Here is an 18,716-nt window from a genome sequence, read left to right on the forward strand (position 1 = left end):
CGGTGTCTGAGTCATGGCCAAGCCTTCGTTTATCAATTTGTGGAAAGCCTATTCCGACCTGCTGGTTGCCCATCCTGACGCAAAACCCTGTGACGGTCCCTGGGCAAACCAATGCGCCATACGCATGAGCCTGACGCTCAATGCGGAGAAAACCATCAAGGTCAACAAATCCACCTACACCAAAGACCCCTTGTGCAAGCATGAACACGCCAGGGGCGCCGAATCATTGGCGAACTGGTTGTGGAAGCACCACCTGGGTGCTCCAACCAGACTCAGTAACAGCACCGAAAACCGACGCACGTTGATGGGCAAGACCGGCCTGATTTTCTTCAAGGACTGCTTCCAGCAATCAGGCGAGACTGCCGAAGGTCGTAGCGGCGACCATATCGATCTGTGGAACCGTGGCCTGACCCAAACCAGCGACCTTTTCTATCGATCCAAGGAGATCTGGTTCTGGGAGCTCACTTAATGAACAAGGCCTTGTTCGCCCTATGCCTGACGACTAGCCTGGTCAGCCTGAGTGCATGCGCCGAGCATGCGGGGACGCCGACGACCCAGGCGGTTTTCGTGGGCCAGCCACTCAGCCTGGTTGACGATCAGGGCCAATGCACGCTGGTCAGACCCGACCAGAGTCGCATGAAGCTGGACATGGAATGGCCGTGCGGCTTCAGCCTGGACAAACAGCAGAAACTGCGCGTGGAAATGTTCAACAACATCCCGATTTTTGCGGTCTGGCGCAGCGAACACATGCCCGCCCCCAGCCGCGATTGTCTGAGCAAAATGCAGGCTATCCGTCAGATGCCAGAAGGTTTCGAGGCGGGGACGGTCAGCCTGTATGCAGCTTGCGGCGCCGGCGGAGACCAGAAAATGTACGTGGCACCTTTTACGTGGTAACCGAAATCGCCACCCGCGATCGCCTCCAGCCCTCCCTATTGGACCGGTTGACCGACGACGATCCGACCAACCCCAAGGAAAGCGCCGACAAACGCGTGCTGTCCCTGACCCAATTGAAAGCCTCGGTGCTGCGTGACCTGGCGTGGCTGCTCAACACCACCTCATTGCTCGACGCCGATGCCACACTGCACACCCCGGCGGGCACCTCGGTGGTGAATTTCGGCCTGCCGGCGCTGGCCGGCAACAGCGCGTCGAACGTCGATGTCTCGGCCCTGGAAACCTTGATCCACCAGGCCATTGCCACCTTCGAACCGCGCATCCTGCGCCACACCCTGCGAGTGCGGGCCCGGGCGACCGCCGAGATGAACCACAACGCCTTGAGTTTCGAGATCGAGGGCGACCTCTGGGCCCAGCCGGTGCCCCTGCGCCTGATGCTGCAGACCGACCTGGACCTGGAAACCGGCCATGTGCGCGTGGTCAACGCCGACCAGCGGAGACGCTCATGAACCCGCGCCTGCTGGAGCTGTACAACCAGGAACTGCACCACGTGCGCGAAAGCGCGGCGGAGTTCGCCAAGGAATACCCGAAGATCGCCAGTCGGCTGACGTTGTCCGGCATGGACTGCGCCGACCCGTATGTCGAGCGCCTGCTGGAAGGTTTCGCCTACCTGACGGCGCGGGTGCAGCTCAAGCTCGACGCCGAGTACCCGACCTTCACCCACAACCTGCTGGAAATCGCCTACCCCCATTACCTGGCGCCAACGCCGTCGATGACCGTGGTGCAGATGCAGGCAGACCCAGACGAAGGCTCGCTGAGCAGTGGTTTCCCGCTGCCCCGCGATACCGTCCTGCGCGCCGCCCTGGGTCGCGAAACCCAGACCTGCTGCGAGTACCGCACCGCCCACGCGGTGACGTTGTGGCCGTTGCAGGTCAGCCAGGCTGAATACTTCGGCAACCCGTCCGTGGTGCTCGGGCGCCTGGCCGCCAGCGAGCCCAAGGCCAAGGCCGGGCTGCGCATCACCCTGCGCACCGGTGCCGAACTGCCGTTCAACAGCCTGGCCCTGGACAACCTGCCGCTGTACTTGAGCGGCGCCGACGAACAGCCCTTCCGCCTCTACGAACAACTGCTGGGCAACGCCTGCGCGGTGTTCGCCCGCAAGCCCGGCGGCGACTGGGTGGAGCGGCTGCCCCAGGATGCGTTGCGCTCGCGCGGTTTCGACGATGCCGACGCCGCGCTGCCGGTGGTGTCCCGGGCCTTCCAGGGCTATCGCCTGTTGCAGGAATACTTCGCCCTGCCCCACCGCTTCCTGTTTGTCGACTTCACCCAGTTGAGCCGCGCGGTCAAACGCTGCGACGGCCAGGAACTGGAGTTGATCGTGCTGTTCGACCGTCACGATCCAAGCCTGGAAGGCAGCGTCGGCGCTTCGCAGTTCCTGCCGTTCTGCACCCCGGCCATCAACCTGTTCCCCAAGCGCCTGGATCGCATTCACTTGTCGGAACGGGTCAACGAACACCACGTGATCGCCGACCGCACCCGGCCGATGGATTTCGAAGTGCATTCGCTCAGCGGCCTCACCGGTCACGGCACCGGGCCGGAGCAGCCGTTCTTGCCGTTCTACGCCGTGCGCGATCCGTCCCGCTATGGCCGCGACCAGGCCTACTACACCGTGCGCCGCGAACCGCGCGTGCTGTCCAGCGACCAACGGCGCAACGGCCCGCGCTCGACCTACATCGGCAGCGAAACCTTCGTCAGCCTGGTGGACAGCCAGCAAGCGCCCTACCGCCACGACCTGCGTCAACTGGGCGTGACGGCATTGTGCACCAACCGCGACCTGCCGCTGTTCATGGGCGTGGGCAACGGCAAGACCGACTTCACCCTGGCCGACAGTGCGCCGGTTGGCGCCGTGCGTTGCGTGGCAGGTCCCAGTCGCCCACGGGCCAGCCATGCCCACGATGCCAAGGCCTGGCGGCTGATCAGCCAGTTGTCGCTGAACTACTTGTCGTTGAGCGAACAAGGCCAAGGCGCCGCCGCCCTGCGTGAACTGCTGCGCCTGTACGGCGACAGCAACGACGCGGCGCTGCAATTGCAGATCGAAGGCCTGCGGGAAGTCAGCAGCAAGGCTTGCACCCGGCGTTTGCCGATGCCCGGCCCGATCGTGTTCGGTCGGGGCCTGGAGATCACCCTGGAATTCGATGAAAACGCGTTTCGCGGCACCGGGGTGTTCCTGCTCGGTGCGGTGTTCGAACGCTTCCTGGCACGCTACGTGTCGATCAACAGTTTTACCGAGACGGTGATCCGTACCACCGAACGCGGCGAGATCATGCGATGGAAAGCCAAGCCCGGACGTCGTCCGACCCTGTGAGTACCCTGGAGGCGATGCACCAGGAGCCCTGGGAATACGACTTCTTCCAGGCGTTGCGGCGCATCGAGTGCGAATCCCCCGAGCTGCCGCGCCTGGGCCATTCCCTGCGCCTGGCCGATGACCCGTTGCGCCTCGGGCAACAGGCCGACTGCACCTTCGCCCCGGCCACCCTCGCCTCGGTGCAACCGGGCGGCGACGGTACGCCGGCGCGCCTGGAGCAATTCTTCTTCGGCCTCGGCGGCCCCAACGGCCCGATGCCGCTGCACATCACCGAATACGTGCGCGAACGCCAGCGCAACAACGCCGACGGCACCAGCAAGCGCTTCCTCGACGTGTTTCACCATCGCCTGCTCAGCCTGTTCTACCGGGCCTGGGCCGAAGCGCGGCCGACTGTCAGCCATGACCGCCCGGACGATGACTACTGGTCGGCGCGCCTGGCGGCCCTCAGCGGCCGGGGCATGCCGAGCCTGCTCAACCAGGGGCTGATCCCCGACACGGCGAAGCTGCACTACAGCGGCCACCTGTCGGCGCAAACCCGTTACCCGGACGGTTTGAAGGCGATTCTCAGCGAGTACTTCGGCCTGCCGGTGGAGATCGAAGAATACGTCGGCCAATGGCTGGAACTGCCCGAACGCAGCCGCGTCGGTGTTAACGCCCGACTGGGCGTGGACTTCTGCCTCGGCCGCTTCGTGTGGGATCGCCAGCACAAATTCCGCATTCGCCTGGGGCCACTCAAGCTCGTCGACTACATGGGCATGCTGCCCGGCAGCCAGCCGTTCAATGAGTTGGTGGCCTGGGTCGCCGAATACCTGGGTCATGAGTTGGACTGGGACCTGAACCTGGTCCTGGAACAGCCCGAAGTCCCGGCGCTGCAACTCAACGGTCGTTTCCGCCTGGGGTTCAATACCTGGCTGGGTCGCCCCGAAACAGATGCCAACGATCTAATACTGGCCCGGCATTACGCCGAACAGGCCAACACCTCACAGACCTCAAGGAGCCATGAGCATGGGTGAAATCAGTCGCGCCGCGTTGTTCGGCAAACTCAACAGCGTGGCCTACAAAGCCATCGAAGCCGCCACCGTGTTCTGCAAGTTGCGCGGTAACCCTTATGTGGAACTGGCCCACTGGTTTCACCAGTTGCTGCAACTGCAGGACTCGGACCTGCATCGCATCATCCGCCAGTTCAACATCGAGCCGGCGCGCCTGGCCCGCGACCTCACCGAAGCCCTCGACCGCCTGCCACGGGGGTCGACGTCGATCACCGACCTGTCGTCCCACGTCGAAGAAGCCGTGGAACGCGGCTGGGTCTACGGCAGCCTGATGTTCGGCGAAAGCCAAGTGCGCACCGGTTACCTGGTGCTGGGCATCCTCAAGACGCCGAGCCTGCGCCACGCCCTGCTGGGGCTGTCGTCGGAGTTCGACAAGGTCAAGGTCGAAGCCCTGAGCGAGCGGTTTGACGAATACGTCGGCGACTCGCCGGAAAACGCCCTGACCGCCAGCGACGGCTTCAATGCCGGTGCCGTGCCGGGCGAAGCCAGCGGCGCCATGGCCCCCAGCGCCATGGGCAAGCAGGAAGCCCTCAAGCGCTTCACCGTCGACCTCACCGAGCAAGCCCGCAGCGGCAAGCTCGACCCGATCGTCGGCCGTGACGAAGAGATCCGCCAACTGGTGGACATCCTCATGCGCCGCCGACAGAACAACCCGATCCTCACCGGTGAAGCCGGCGTGGGCAAGACCGCCGTGGTCGAAGGCTTTGCCCTGCGCATCGTCGCCGGCGACGTGCCGCCGGCCCTCAAGGACGTGGAACTGCGCAGCCTCGACGTAGGCCTGTTGCAGGCCGGCGCGAGCATGAAAGGCGAATTCGAACAGCGCCTGCGCCAGGTCATCGAAGACGTCCAGGCCTCGCCCAAGCCGATCATCCTGTTCATCGACGAAGCCCACACCCTGGTGGGTGCCGGTGGCGCCGCCGGCACGGGCGACGCGGCCAACCTGCTCAAGCCGGCCCTGGCCCGCGGCACCTTGCGCACCGTGGCGGCCACGACCTGGGCCGAGTACAAGAAACACATCGAAAAAGACCCGGCCCTGACCCGCCGTTTCCAAGTGGTGCAAGTGGCCGAGCCGTCGGAAGACAAAGCCCTGCTGATGATGCGCGGCGTGGCCTCGACCATGGAACAGCACCACCAGGTGCAGATCCTCGACGAAGCCCTGGAAGCCTCGGTCAAGCTGTCCCACCGCTACATTCCCGCGCGCCAGCTGCCGGACAAATCCGTGAGCCTGCTGGACACCGCCTGCGCCCGCGTCGCCATCAGCCTGCACGCCGTGCCGGCCGAAGTGGACGACAGCCGTCGGCGCATCGAAGCGCTGGAAACCGAGCTGCAAATCATCGCCCGTGAGCACGCCATCGGCGTGGTCATCGGCACTCGCCAGACCCAGACCGAAAGCCTGCTGAGCGCCGAACGCGAGCGCCTGGCCGAGCTGGAAAGCCGCTGGGCCGAAGAGAAAACCCTGGTGGACGAACTGCTCGCCACCCGCGCCACCCTGCGCGAGCGCGTTGGCGTGGTGGACAGCGAGGACGCCAGCGAGGCGTCCGACAACGAAAGCCACGCCCTGCGCGAGAAACTGGTGGACCTGCAACAGCGCCTGACCGCCCTGCAAGGCGAAACCCCGCTGATCCTGCCCACCGTGGATTACCAGGCCGTGGCCTCGGTGGTCGCCGACTGGACCGGTATCCCGGTGGGCCGCATGGCCCGCAACGAACTGGAAACCGTGCTCAACCTCGACCAGCACCTGAAAAAACGCATCATCGGCCAGGACCATGCCTTGCAGATGATCGCCAAGCGCATCCAGACCTCCCGCGCCGGCCTCGACAACCCGAGCAAGCCGATTGGCGTGTTCATGCTCGCCGGCACCTCCGGCGTGGGCAAGACCGAAACCGCCCTGGCCCTGGCCGAAGCCATGTACGGCGGCGAACAGAACGTCATCACCATCAACATGAGCGAGTTCCAGGAAGCCCACACCGTGTCCACCCTCAAGGGTGCGCCACCGGGCTACATCGGCTACGGCGAAGGTGGCGTGCTGACCGAAGCCGTGCGGCGCAAACCGTACAGCGTGGTGCTGCTGGACGAGGTGGAAAAAGCCCACCCGGACGTGCATGAAATCTTCTTCCAGGTGTTCGACAAAGGCGTGATGGAGGACGGCGAAGGCCGGGTGATCGACTTCAAGAACACCTTGATCCTGCTGACCACCAACGCCGGCACCGAACTGATCGCCGACGTCTGCAAAGACCCGCAGAACGTGCCCGAGCCGGAAGAAATCGCCAAGGCCCTGCGCCAGCCGCTGCTGGAGATTTTCCCGCCGGCCCTGCTCGGCCGCCTGGTGACGATCCCGTACTATCCGCTCAGCGACGAGATGCTCAAGGCCATCACCCGCCTGCAACTCAACCGCATCAAGAAGCGCGTGGAGAGCACCCACAAAGTGGCCTTCGACTACGACGACGCGGTGATCGATTTGATCGTCTCGCGTTGCACCGAAACCGAAAGCGGCGGGCGTATGATCGACACCATCCTGACCAACAGCCTGCTGCCGGACATGAGCCGCGAGTTCCTGACCCGCATGCTCGAAGGCAAGGCCTTGGCCGGCGTGCGGATCAGCGCGGTGGACAACGAATTGCAGTACGATTTCAGCGACGCGGCCTGACCTGACAGGAACACGTCTATCTCCTGTGGGAGCGAGCCTGCTCGCGAATGCTATCTGTCAGTGACATCCATGTTGCCTGACACAGCGCTTTCGCGAGCAGGCTCGCTCCCACAGTGGGAATTCGGTTCCGTCAGTTACTACAACTTGCACGAGACACTCGATGTTATTCAACCAAGCCTCACGCCTGGCCAAGATCACCAGCCCCCTGGGACCTGAGGTACTGCTGCTCAAGGACATGAGCGGCGGCGAAGAACTGGGGCGGCTGTTCAACTACGAGCTGCAGCTGCACTCGCTGGACAACGCAATCGACCTCAATCAGGTGCTCGGCAAGCCCATGTGCGTGAGCCTGCAGCTCGATGGCGGTGGCGAGCGTTACTTCCATGGCATCGTCGCCCGTTTCAGCCAGAACGTCGACCAGGGCCAGTTCGCCAGCTACCACGCCACCCTGCGCCCGTGGTTTTGGCTGCTGACCCGCACCTCCGATTGCCGGATTTTCCAGAACCTGACCATCCCGCAGATCATCAAGCAGGTGTTCCGCGACCTGGGCTTTTCCGATTTCGAAGACGCCTTGAGCCAGACGTATCGCGAGTGGGAATACTGCGTGCAGTATCGCGAGACCAGCTTCGATTTCGTCAGCCGGCTGATGGAGCAGGAAGGCATCTACTACTTCTTCCGCCATGAGCAGGGTCGTCATGTACTGGTGCTGGCCGACGCCTATGGTGCCCACACCAAGGCGCCCGGCTACGGCTCGGTGCCCTACTACCCCAAGAACGAGCAGCAGCGCGAGCGCGACCACATCCACGACTGGCACCTGGCCCAGGAAGTCCAGCCCGGCTCGCTGGAGCTCAACGACTACGATTTTCAACGCCCCAGCGCACGCATCGACGTACGCTCGGCCATGCCCCGCCCGCACACGGCCGGCGACTATCCCCTCTACGACTACCCTGGCACCTACGTGCAGAGCCAGGACGGCGAACACTACGCCCGCACCCGCATCGAAGCCTTGCAGACCCAGCACGAACAGGTCGAGCTGGCCGGTAACGCCCGGGGCCTGGGCTCGGGGCATCTGTTCAGCCTCACCGGCTTCACCCGCCAGGACCAGAACCGCGAATACCTGATCGTCGGCGCCCGCTACTACATTTCCCAGGAAAGCGGCGAAACCGGCGGTGGCGCGCCTTCGGCGCAGTTCGAAAGCAGCCTGACCTGTATCGACGCCCAGCAAAGCTATCGGCCACTGCCCATCACCCATCGCCCTATCGTCAAAGGCCCGCAGACTGCGCTAGTGGTGGGTCCCAAGGGCGAGGAAATCTGGACTGATCAGTTCGGCCGGGTGAAGGTGCATTTCTACTGGGACCGTCACGACCAATCCAACGAAAACAGCTCGTGCTGGATTCGCGTGTCGCAGGCATGGGCCGGGAAAAACTGGGGCTCGATGCAGATCCCGCGAATTGGCCAGGAAGTGATCGTCAGTTTCCTCGAAGGCGACCCGGATCGGCCGATCATCACCGGTCGCGTCTACAACGCCGAACAGACCGTGCCCTATGACTTGCCCGCCAATGCCACCCAGAGCGGCATGAAAAGCCGTTCGAGCAAGGGCGGCACGCCAGCGAATTTCAACGAAATCCGCATGGAAGACAAGAAAGGCGCCGAGCAACTGTACATCCACGCCGAGCGTAACCAGGACATCGTGGTCGAGGTGGATGAAAGCCATTCGGTGGGCCATGACCGCAACAAGAGCATCGGCCACAACGAGACGGTGACCATCGGCAACAACCGCCTGCGCATCGTCAAGCAGGAGGACATTCTCTCGGTGGGCCAGCGCAAGACCGACAGCATCAGCCAGAGCTACGTGATTGAAGTGGGCGAAAACCTGCGCCTGGTATGCGGCGAAAGCATCCTGGAGCTCAACGCCAGCGGCCAGATCAACCTGACCGGCGTACAGATCAGCTTCTATGCCAGCGGCGATGCCGAGTTCAACACCGGCGGCGTGCTGCACCTGAACAACGGTGGCGGCCCCGGAGCCACGCCGGACGGCCAGGGCGTCAAGGGCAGCATCGATGCCAACATCCAAGCCGCGTTCCCTGCACCCAAGGGCTAACCTCGAGATTTTCGCGCCATGACTTACCGCCTCAATGAATTCCAGTTCCAGCTGCCGCCCAGCGAATTGCTGGACGCGACAATCAACATCCTCAAGTTCCCCGAACTGGGCACGTCCTTGATCGTCAGCCGCAGCTTGCTGGCCGAGGGCGAGACCCTGCAAAGCAACCTCGACGACCAGCTCAAGCGCCTGGAAAAACAGGTCCAGGACCTGCGCTGCCAACCGGGCGCCACCGTGCGCGTAGGCGCCAACCAGGAAGTCGAAGCCATCGAACTGCGCAGCCAGTTCAACAAGGGCAATGAAAAGGTCTTCCAGTTCCAGCTGGCCCTGGTGCTGCCCGGCACCCGAAAAATGCTTGCCCTGAGCTACGTGAAAGCCGAGAAACTGGGCGATGCCGAAGCCGCGCATTGGGCAACGATCAAGGGTTCGCTGCTGTTCGACGTTCAGGCTTGATGAGCACCTTGGATGTCTGACGCACTCTGGGCCGCTCGGCTAGGCGACGCGCTGAACCACACCTCGATGATGGCCGATATCCTCGGCGGCGTCCTGGAAGTGGCCGCGAACATTGCGATCACCGCGGTGGCGACGGCTGCCGTGGTCGCGGCCACGGGCATTACCGTTGCCACTGGCGGCTTGGGTTGCTTCCTGCTCGGCGCGGTGGTGGGCGCCGTGGTCGGCCTCGCCATGAGCAAGACCGGGGCCGACAAGGGGCTAAGCGACCTATGCGAGGGCATCGGCAACGCCCTCTTCCCGCCCACGGTGCAGGCCAACATCCTCACCGGCTCCACCAACACCTTGACCAACAACATCCCTGCCGCCCGCGCCGCCGGGGCGATCGAGTCCCATGTCGCGCCGGCCGGCACCGAACTTGAAGCCCCCGAAGCCGAACCCAGCTACCTGGACATGGCCGAGAATTTCTTCTCGCAGATGTGGCGTCCCACCGTCGCCGTGCCCGCGCCCGGTGCCGTGCCCAAGCCGCTGGACATGATCACCTGCATGAAACACCCGCCGATGCCGCCGCAGTTCCTGGCCGAAGGCTCGGACAAAGTCACCATCAACGGCCAGCCCGCCGTGCGCAGTGGCGACCGCAGCACCTGCGATGCGACCGTGGTATCAGCCGGGCTGATTTCACCTGACGTGACCATTGGTGGCGGTTCGGTGGTGGTGCGCGAGATCCGCAGCGGCAAGACCCCGGGCGTCGGGCTGGCGGTCACGGCACTGCTGATGCTCAAGGGCGGCAAGGGTAAATTCCTCAGTAACCTGCCCTGCATGTTGATCGGCGGTGCGGCGTCGATGGCGGTCAGTAGCGCGATGGGCGCCGCGGCCAACGCCGCGATGGGCTCGTCGAACCCCGTGCACGCCGCCACCGGGGCCAAAGTGTTGGGCGATGTCGAGGAGATGGACTTCGTCCTGCCCGGCATCTTGCCGATCGACTGGCAACGCTTCTACAACAGCCGCGACGAACGCCGCGACGGATTGTTCGGTGCAGGTTGGAGCGTGCCCTACGAGGTGCGCGTCGAAATCCTGCCCCATCCAGACGGCGGCGAAACCCTGGTCTACAGCGACGAACAGGGCCGACGCATCGACATGGGCTCGATCCCCCTGGGCGGTGCCGTGTTCAGTGCCGGTGAAGGCCTCAGCGTGCGCCGGCATGCCAACGGCGAGCTGCTGATAGAGAGCGCGGACGGGCTGTACCGCTTGTTCGAACCCACGCCAGCCAATGCAGCGCTGCTGCGCCTGAACCAACTGGGTGACCGCAACGACAACCGCATCCACTTGGAATACGACGATAACGGACGCCTGGCGCAACTGCGTGACACCTTCGACCTGACCCGCATCGCACTGGCGTATGACGAGCGCTGGCCACAACGGGTCAGCCGGATCGACCGCCTCTATGCCGATCAACGCCGGGAAGTGCTGATGCACTATGGCTACGACGGCCAGGGCGATCTGGCGCAGGTCCGTCAGTCCAACGACCAGGTAAAACGTCGCTACGCCTACGACGCCGGGCGGCGAATGGTGGAACACCAACTACCTACCGGGCTTCGCTGTTTCTATGAATGGGCGTTGGTTGAAAACCTGGAATGGCGCGTGGTTCGCCACTGGACCGACGCGGGCGACGCCTACACCTTCGAGTACGACCTGGCCGCCGGGACTACGCGCATCACCGACGGTTTGCAGCGCATCAGCACCCGTCGCTGGGATACCCGATATCAGATTACCGAAAGCACCGACGCGCTGGGTCGCACCTGGACCTTCCAGTGGAACGACGAAAGCCAGTTGCTGGGGGCGACCGATCCCAACGGCGGACAACATCAGTTCAGCTATGACGAAGCGGGCAACCTCTGCGAAACCCGCGACCCGCTGGGGCGCAGCGAGTCAACCCTGTGGCTCGAACACTGGGCCCTGCCCCTGGCTGAAACCGACGCCGCGGGAAATACCTGGCAATACCGCTATGACGCGCGGGGCAACCGCATTCGCGAAACCGACCCGCTGGGCCACGTCACCCGCTATCGCCACGACGCCCACGGCCAAGTGGTGGAGGTCATCGACGCCACCGGCAAAAGCAAGCGCATGCGCTGGACGGCGCTTGGACAACTCAGCGAACACACCGATTGTTCCGGTTACACCACACGGTTGAGCTATTGCGAGCGAGGGCTGTTGCTCAGCAGCACCGACGCACTGGGAGAGCGGACGCTTTTCAGCTACGACGACCAGGGTCGACTGCTGAGCAAGCAACTGCCGGACGGGCGCACCGAGCACTATCAGCGTGACGCAAGCGGACAGTTGATCAGCTATAGCGATCCGGCCGGGCATACGACAACTTTCCAACACACCCTAAGCGGTCAACTGCGGGTGCGCACCGACGCCCATGGCCGCCGGGTGGAGCTGAGCTACGACAACTACGGGCGCCTGCTGGCCCTGACCAACGAAAACGGTGAGCGCTACCGGTTTGCCTGGGACGCCGCCGACCGCTTGACCGCCCAACACAGTCTGGACGGCAGCCTCAAGCGCTACGCCTACGACCCGCTGGACAACGTCACCCGCGTGGAAGCGTTCGCGGTGCCTGGCAGCACCGACCTGGACCTCGCCCCCCAAGCCCCCATCATTCATGAGCTGGAACGCGATGCGATGGGGCGACTGGTGGCGAAAGTCACCGCAGACGGGCGCACCGAGTACCGCTATGACGCGCTCGACCAGGTCAACGCGATCACCTTCACCAGCCAGACCGGTGAAGTACAAAGCCTGGGCTTGCGTTACGACGCCCTGGGGCAATTGATTACCGAGCAAGGCTGGGCGGGGAACCTCGAACATCGCTATGACGAACTGGGCAACCTGAACCAGACGCTGCTTCCCGACGGTCGTTGGCTGAACCGCCTGCACTACGGCAGCGGTCACCTGCACCAGATCAACCTCGATGGCCAGGTCATCAGCGATTTCGAGCGCGACCGCCTGCACCGCGAAGTGCTGCGCACCCAGGGGCGCCAGAGCACCCGCAGCGAATACGACCGCAGTGGCCGCCTGCGGGCCCGCCAGCGGCGGCAACAGGGTCAATCCACGCTGCTGCAGCCTGTGGCGCAATCGCTGTTTGGCTATGACGCCAGCGATCAACGGGTGGAGCGCTTCGACAGCCAGCCCGAAGCGTCCCATCGCCAGTTACTGCACTATGACGCCACCGGCCGCATTCTTGCCAGCCAGGACAACCTTCAAGGCCAGCGTGAAAGCTTCGCCTATGACCCGGCCGCCAACCTGCTGGACGGTCTGGGCACAGGCCAGGTCGCGCATAACCGCTTGTTGACCTACCAGGACAAGCGCTACCGCTATGACGGTTTCGGTCGCATGGTGGAAAAACGCAGCGCCCGACGTGGCGTCCAGCGTTTTCGCTACGATGCCGAACAACGGCTGGTGGAAGTGCGCAACGATAACGGCTCGGTCGTAAAAATGACCTATGACCCGTTGGGTCGACGCATCGAAAAAGCCGAGTACGACCGCAACGCCACGCTGCTCAGCCGCACCCGTTTCACCTGGGATGCGTTGCAACTTTTGCAGGAACACCGCGACAGCCAGACCAGCCTCTACATCTACGCCGACGACAGCCACGAACCCCTGGCGAGGGTCGACGGCCTGGGCGATCAGCAGAAGGTCCGCTACTACCACAACGACTTCAACGGCCTGCCCGAACAGCTCTCGGAAGCCGACGGCCACACACTCTGGCGAGCCCGTTACCAGGTGTGGGGCAACACCGCCGAAGAGCTGCGCGAACCGTATTACATCGAAGAGCAGAACCTGCGCTTCCAGGGCCAATACCTGGACCGCGAAACCGGGCTGCACTACAACACCCTGCGTTTCTACGACCCGGACATCGGCCGCTTCACCACACCGGACCCGATCGGCCTAGCCGGTGGGCTGAACCTCTACCAGTACGCGCCGAACCCGGTGAGTTGGATCGACCCCTTCGGGCTGATGAAATGCTCGACGCCGCCCAAGGGGCGCAAGGTCAACCGAACGGTGTATCGCTTTGAAGAGCCGGGGCGGATCAGCACGACTTGGACAGCGCACAAGTGGAACGTCGCCTCCAGGCACCGTTACACCGCCCCCGGCCTGGGCGGTGTCTATGGCGCCAACTCACGCAAGACAGCCATGGGCGAAGTCAATCACTGGGGCGTGGACCTGTCCACACGGGTGCTGGTCAGCAAGAAAGTGCAGCTCAACAACGTCCTGGACCTGACCCGGGCCGATGTGCGCAAACAATTGGGGGTCTCCCTCAAGAGCATTACCGGCGACAAATACACCCAGACCCATCAAATCGGCGCCTGGGCCAAGGCGAATGGTTATGATGGGATCCTGGCGCCGTCGGCGCGAAACCCGACCGGCAGCAACTTGATTTCGTTTGCAGGTTTTTAAAATGGGACTGGAAGACGAATACGTCGGCGATGCCGATTGGCAGCATTTCGTGCGGTTGTACGAAGAGGACTACCTCGACGACAACGCCCGCGCGCTGGCCAAGGTCATGGATAACCACCTCGACATGGCCGTGGTGCTCTACGGCAAAAGGGGGCTCAAGGAAGGCTTATGGTGGCTGGAACAGACCGTACCCGCCCTGGGTAACAAACGCCCGGCCGATTGCCTCAAGACCCCGAAACTGATCAAGCGCCTGAGAATGGCCCTGATGAGCATGCCCTAACCCACAAGGACAGATGCAATGGAAGGCATCCAACTGCTTGAACACACACTCCCCAGCCACCCTACCCGCCTGAGCAACGTGCATGTCTGACGCGCTCTGGGCCGCCCGCCTGGGCGATGCACTCAACCACACCTCGATGATGGCCGACATCCTGGGCGGTGTATTGGAGGTGGCGGCCAACATTGCGATCACTGCCCTGGCGACCGCCGCCGTGGTCGCGGCCACGGGCATCACCGTGGTCACCGGCGGCCTGGGCTGCTTCGTCCTGGGCCTGGTGGTGGGCACCATCGTTGGCCTGGCCATGAGCAAGACCGGGGCCGACAAAGGCCTGAGCAATTTATGCGAGGGCATCGGCAACGCCCTCTTTCCGCCCACGGTGCAGGCCAACATCCTCACCGGCTCCAAGGACACCTTCACCAACAACATCCCCTCGGCCCGCGCCGCCGGGGCGGTGGTTTCCCATGTGGCGCCGGCCGGCACCGAACTGGAAATGCCCGAGCCGGAAGAAGAACCCAGCTACCTGGACATGGCCGGCAATTTTTTCTCGCAGATGTGGCGCCCGACTGTCGCCTCGCCCGCCCCCGGCACGGAGACCCGACCGGAAGACCTGGTGATCTGCACCAAGCACCCGCCCATGCCACCGCAGTTCATGGCCGAAGGTTCGGAGAAGGTCACCATCAACGGCCAACCCGCCGTGCGCAGCGGCGACCGCAGCACCTGCGATGCGACGGTGGTGTCGGCCGGGCTGATTTCGCCCAACGTAACCATTGGCGGCGGCTCGGTGGTGGTGCGCGAGATCCGCAGCGGCAAGACCCCGGGCGTAGGCCTGGCGGTCACCGCACTGCTGATGCTCAAGGGTGGCAAGGGCAAGTTCTTCAGCAAACTGCCGTGCATGCTGGTGGGCGGCGCGGTGTCCATGGCCGCCAGCAGCGCGGCGAACGCGGCCGCCAACGCCGCCATGGGTTCGTCGAACCCGGTGCATGCCGCCACCGGGGCCAAGGTGCTGGGCGCTGACGAGGACCTGGATTTCGTCTTGCCCGGCATCCTGCCGATTGACTGGCAGCGCGTCTACAACAGCCGCGACGAACGCCGCGACAGTTTGTTCGGCGCTGGCTGGAGCGTCGCCTACGAAGTCCAAGTGCAAATCCAGCCCCACCCCGAGGGCGGCGAAACCCTGGTCTACACCGACGAACAGGGCCGGCCCATCGACATGGGCTCCATCCCCTTGGGCGGCGCGGTGTTCAGCGCCGGCGAAGGCCTGGCCGTGCGCCGCCATGTGAATGGGCAATTGCTGATCGAAAGCGAAAACGGCCTGTACCGTTTGTTCGAACCCTCGCCAGCCAACCCATCACACCTGCGCCTGAACCAACTGGGCGACCGCAACGACAACCGCATCCACCTCGACTACGACGACGCCGGGCGCCTGGTGCGGCTGCGCGACACCTTCGACCTGGTGCACGTCGAGCTGATCCGCGCAGGCGAACGCGTCACCCACATCGAGCGCCTCTACCCCGACCAAACGCGGGAGGTGCTGGTCAGCTACGCCTACGACGCGGCCAACACCCTCGCCGAAGTACGCGATGCCAGCGGCCAGGTGCAACGGCGCTTCCGCTACGACGTCGGGCAACGGATGGTCGAGCACCAGTTGCCCACCGGCCTGCACTGCTTCTACGAATGGGCCCTGATCGACGACCAGGAATGGCGCGTGGTCCGGCACTGGACCGACGAAGGCGACGCCTACCAGTTCGACTATGACCTTGAGGCCGGCATCACCCGCATCAGCGACAGTTTGCAGCGCGTCAGCATTCGGCAGTGGAACAGCCAGCACCAGATTACCCAATACACCGACAACCTCGGCCAGACTTGGCTGTTCGAATGGAACGATGAGCGCCAGTTGCTCAGCGCCACCGATCCACAGGGCGGCCAGTACTCATTCAGCTACGACGAAGCCGGCAACCTGCTCAGCGAAACCGACCCGTTGGGCCGCAGCGAATCCACCCTCTGGCTCGAACACTGGGCCCTGCCGCGGGTGGACACCAACCCCGCCGGCCACAGCTGGAAATACCGTTACGATCAACGCGGCAACTGCACGGCAGAAACCGACCCGCTGGGCCACGTCACCCGCTACCGCTACGACGCCCACGGCCAGGTCGTGGAAATCATCGACGCCACCGGCAAAAGCAAAAAACTGCGCTGGAACCCGTTCGGCCAATTGGTGGAACACGTCGATTGCTCGGGTTACCCGACGCGCTTCAGCTACGACGCCCGCGGTTATTTGCAGACCATCACCGACGCCCTCGGCGAACGCACCCAATTCAGCTACGACGCTCAAGGGCGCTTGCTCGGCAGCCAGTTGCCGGACGGCCGCACCGAGCGTTACCAGCGCGACACCGCCGGCCAGCTCACCGGCTACACCGACCCGGCCGGGCACACCACGCTCTACCAACACAACCGCCGCGGCCAGGTCCGCCAACGCACCGACGCCCAGGGCCGGCAGGTGCAGTTTGTCTACGACAGCTTCGGCCGGCTGCAAGCGCTGACCAACGAGAATGGCGAAAGCTACCGGTTTGCCTGGGATGCAGGGGATCGGTTGACCGAACAGCGCAACCTTGATGGCAGCGCCAAGGGCTACACATACGACGCCCTCAACAACGTAAAACGAGTCGAAACCGTCGCCGCGTCGCGAGGTGGTCATCAGCCCAGTGAAAAGCCCCTTGTTCATCAGTTAGAACGTGATGCCATTGGCCGGCTGACCACCCGAATCACACCGGATGGACAGTCCCGGTACAGCTATAGCCCGTTGAATCAGTTAATCGAAGCCACGGTCATCGATAACGACGGCAACGAACAACGACTGGGCTTTGCCTATGACGCGCTGGGTTATCTGATTGAGGAGCAGAGTTCAGCAGGCGTTCTGAAGCATCACTACGATGAACTCGGCAACCTGATCCAGACCCACCTACCCGATGGCCGTTGGGTCAACCGTCTGTACTACGGCAGTGGTCATCTGCACCAAATCAACCTCGACGGCCACGTCATCAGCGACTTCGAACGCGATCGGCTGCATCGAGAGGTACTGCGCACCCAAGGCCAAATCAGCACACGGAGTGAGTATGACCGTAGCGGGCGCTTACGCAGCCGCCAACGTCGGCATACCCGCCAACCGGCGTTGATCCCTGCCGCCGATCAGACCCATTTCGAGTTTGATCCTGGCGACCACCTGGTGGGGCGCCTTGAGCGGCTGCCAACAGGTCAACAACGCCAATTGCTGCACTACGATGTGACGGGCCGGATCCTGGCCAGCCAGGGCACTCGGCAAAGCCAGAATGAAACATTTTCCTTCGATGCCGCCGCCAATCTCCTCGACGGTTCACCGGGTACAGGTGGGCGGGTTACGCACAACCAACTCAAGCGCTATCAGGACAAGCACTATCGCTACGATGGCTTTGGCCGAGTGATTGAAAAGCGCAGCAGCCGGCATGGCCTGCAGCGTTTCAGCTACGACTCGGATCATCGGTTGGTTGAAGTTAGAACGCACAAGTCCGACGGTGAAAGCATCGTCAGGATGCGCTACGACCCGTTGGGCCGAAGGATTGAGAAAACCGAACACGATGACGACGGACGTCTCATCGCCTGCACGCGTTTCGACTGGGATGGCCTGCAACTACTCAAGGAACATAAAAATAGCCTGACCAGCCTGTACCTCTACATCGGCGACAGTCACGAGCCCTTGGCCCGCGTCGACGGCATCGATGAACATCAACGCATCCGCTATTACCACAACGACCCCAATGGCCTGCCACAAGCCTTGACCGAAAGTGACGGCCACCCGCTATGGCACGCGCACTACCAGGTATGGGGCAACACCACCGATGAAGTCCGTGAGCCGTACTACATCGAAGAACAGAACCTGCGCTTTCAGGGGCAGTACCTGGACCGGGAAACGGGCCTGCACTACAACACCTTCCGCTTCTATGATCCCGACATAGGCCGCTTTACTACGCCCGACCCGTTGGGCCTGGCGGCAAGCCTGAATCTCTATCGCTACGCACCGAATCCATTTACCTGGATCGACCCGCTGGGGCTCAAAGAGAATGAGATTATCCGGTACATGGGCGAGAGCGAAACCGTCTCGTCCAAGGCTGCCAACGGAGGCAAAGGTGGCCTGGTTCCGAATATCCGAGGAGAGAAAGCGGTGTGGGTCAACCAGGACAGTAACCCTGGTTTCAACCCAGGCAATGAGAAGTATCGAGTAGTGGCCACCGTCAATAACGAAGGTGTGAGCATGCTCAATAATCACAAGGACATCTCTACCGTTGACTATAAAGAGACGGGCCTGAAAGATGGCGTGCTGTCCAAGACGAATGAGCCCAAGGCCAGAGGCATCGGTTTCCGATTATTGGATAAATTCAATAAAACCATTACGTCATTTCGTGTCGAGAAAAAAGGCCCGAACGGAAAATGGAAGACCTGCGGATAAC

Annotated in this window: 11 protein-coding genes; all 11 read left to right on the top strand. The window is 63.2% G+C overall.

Annotated features, from left to right (window positions below; translation table 11 throughout):
• The first annotated feature begins 13 nt into the window (after positions 1 to 13).
• The 11 genes from BLU85_RS14060 to BLU85_RS14110 all read left to right on the top strand — a co-directional run bounded on the left by BLU85_RS14060 (position 14) and on the right by BLU85_RS14110 (position 18,715).
• Positions 14 to 469, top strand: coding sequence for a type VI secretion system amidase effector protein Tae4 (locus BLU85_RS14060; protein WP_092200509.1), 456 nt, complete (start codon positions 14 to 16; stop codon positions 467 to 469).
• A complete protein-coding gene (locus tag BLU85_RS14065; RefSeq protein ID WP_092200506.1) occupies positions 469 to 894 on the top strand; it encodes a hypothetical protein in 426 nt (141 codons plus the stop codon). Before BLU85_RS14060 ends, BLU85_RS14065 begins: the two co-directional genes overlap by 1 nt.
• Positions 888 to 1,400 carry a type VI secretion system baseplate subunit TssE gene (gene tssE, locus BLU85_RS14070; RefSeq protein WP_058542707.1) on the top strand — a complete coding sequence of 171 codons (513 nt, stop codon included), beginning with the start codon at positions 888 to 890 and terminating at the stop codon, positions 1,398 to 1,400. The genes BLU85_RS14065 and tssE overlap by 7 nt, the downstream gene beginning before the upstream one ends.
• Positions 1,397 to 3,256 (top strand): type VI secretion system baseplate subunit TssF, encoded by a 1,860-nt coding sequence (tssF, locus tag BLU85_RS14075; protein WP_060740016.1) that lies wholly within the window; start codon positions 1,397 to 1,399, stop codon positions 3,254 to 3,256. Before tssE ends, tssF begins: the two co-directional genes overlap by 4 nt.
• Positions 3,220 to 4,269: a type VI secretion system baseplate subunit TssG gene (gene tssG, locus BLU85_RS14080; RefSeq protein ID WP_092200503.1), complete on the top strand. Its 1,050-nt coding sequence runs from the start codon at positions 3,220 to 3,222 to the stop codon at positions 4,267 to 4,269. Before tssF ends, tssG begins: the two co-directional genes overlap by 37 nt.
• Complete coding sequence (gene tssH / locus BLU85_RS14085; protein WP_092200500.1) at positions 4,262 to 6,952, top strand: type VI secretion system ATPase TssH; 2,691 nt, start codon at positions 4,262 to 4,264, stop codon at positions 6,950 to 6,952. Before tssG ends, tssH begins: the two co-directional genes overlap by 8 nt.
• Positions 6,953 to 7,112: 160 nt before the next feature.
• The gene (gene tssI / locus BLU85_RS14090) at positions 7,113 to 9,050 is read left to right on the top strand and encodes a type VI secretion system Vgr family protein (RefSeq protein ID WP_092200497.1); all 1,938 of its coding nucleotides are present in this window, start codon (positions 7,113 to 7,115) and stop codon (positions 9,048 to 9,050) included.
• Positions 9,051 to 9,068: 18 nt separating this feature from the next.
• A complete protein-coding gene (locus BLU85_RS14095; protein ID WP_072407508.1) occupies positions 9,069 to 9,503 on the top strand; it encodes a DcrB-related protein in 435 nt (144 codons plus the stop codon).
• A 12-nt stretch (positions 9,504 to 9,515) separates the two neighbouring features.
• A complete protein-coding gene (locus tag BLU85_RS14100; RefSeq protein WP_092200494.1) occupies positions 9,516 to 13,955 on the top strand; it encodes an RHS repeat-associated core domain-containing protein in 4,440 nt (1,479 codons plus the stop codon).
• Position 13,956: 1 nt separating this feature from the next.
• Positions 13,957 to 14,235: a hypothetical protein gene (locus BLU85_RS14105; RefSeq protein WP_092200491.1), complete on the top strand. Its 279-nt coding sequence runs from the start codon at positions 13,957 to 13,959 to the stop codon at positions 14,233 to 14,235.
• 82 nt (positions 14,236 to 14,317) lie between these two features.
• Positions 14,318 to 18,715 (top strand): RHS repeat-associated core domain-containing protein, encoded by a 4,398-nt coding sequence (locus BLU85_RS14110; RefSeq protein ID WP_256572855.1) that lies wholly within the window; start codon positions 14,318 to 14,320, stop codon positions 18,713 to 18,715.
• Position 18,716: the final 1 nt, after the last annotated feature.

Source organism: Pseudomonas sp. NFACC14, assembly GCF_900106885.1.
Classification (GTDB): domain Bacteria; phylum Pseudomonadota; class Gammaproteobacteria; order Pseudomonadales; family Pseudomonadaceae; genus Aquipseudomonas; species Aquipseudomonas fluorescens_AA.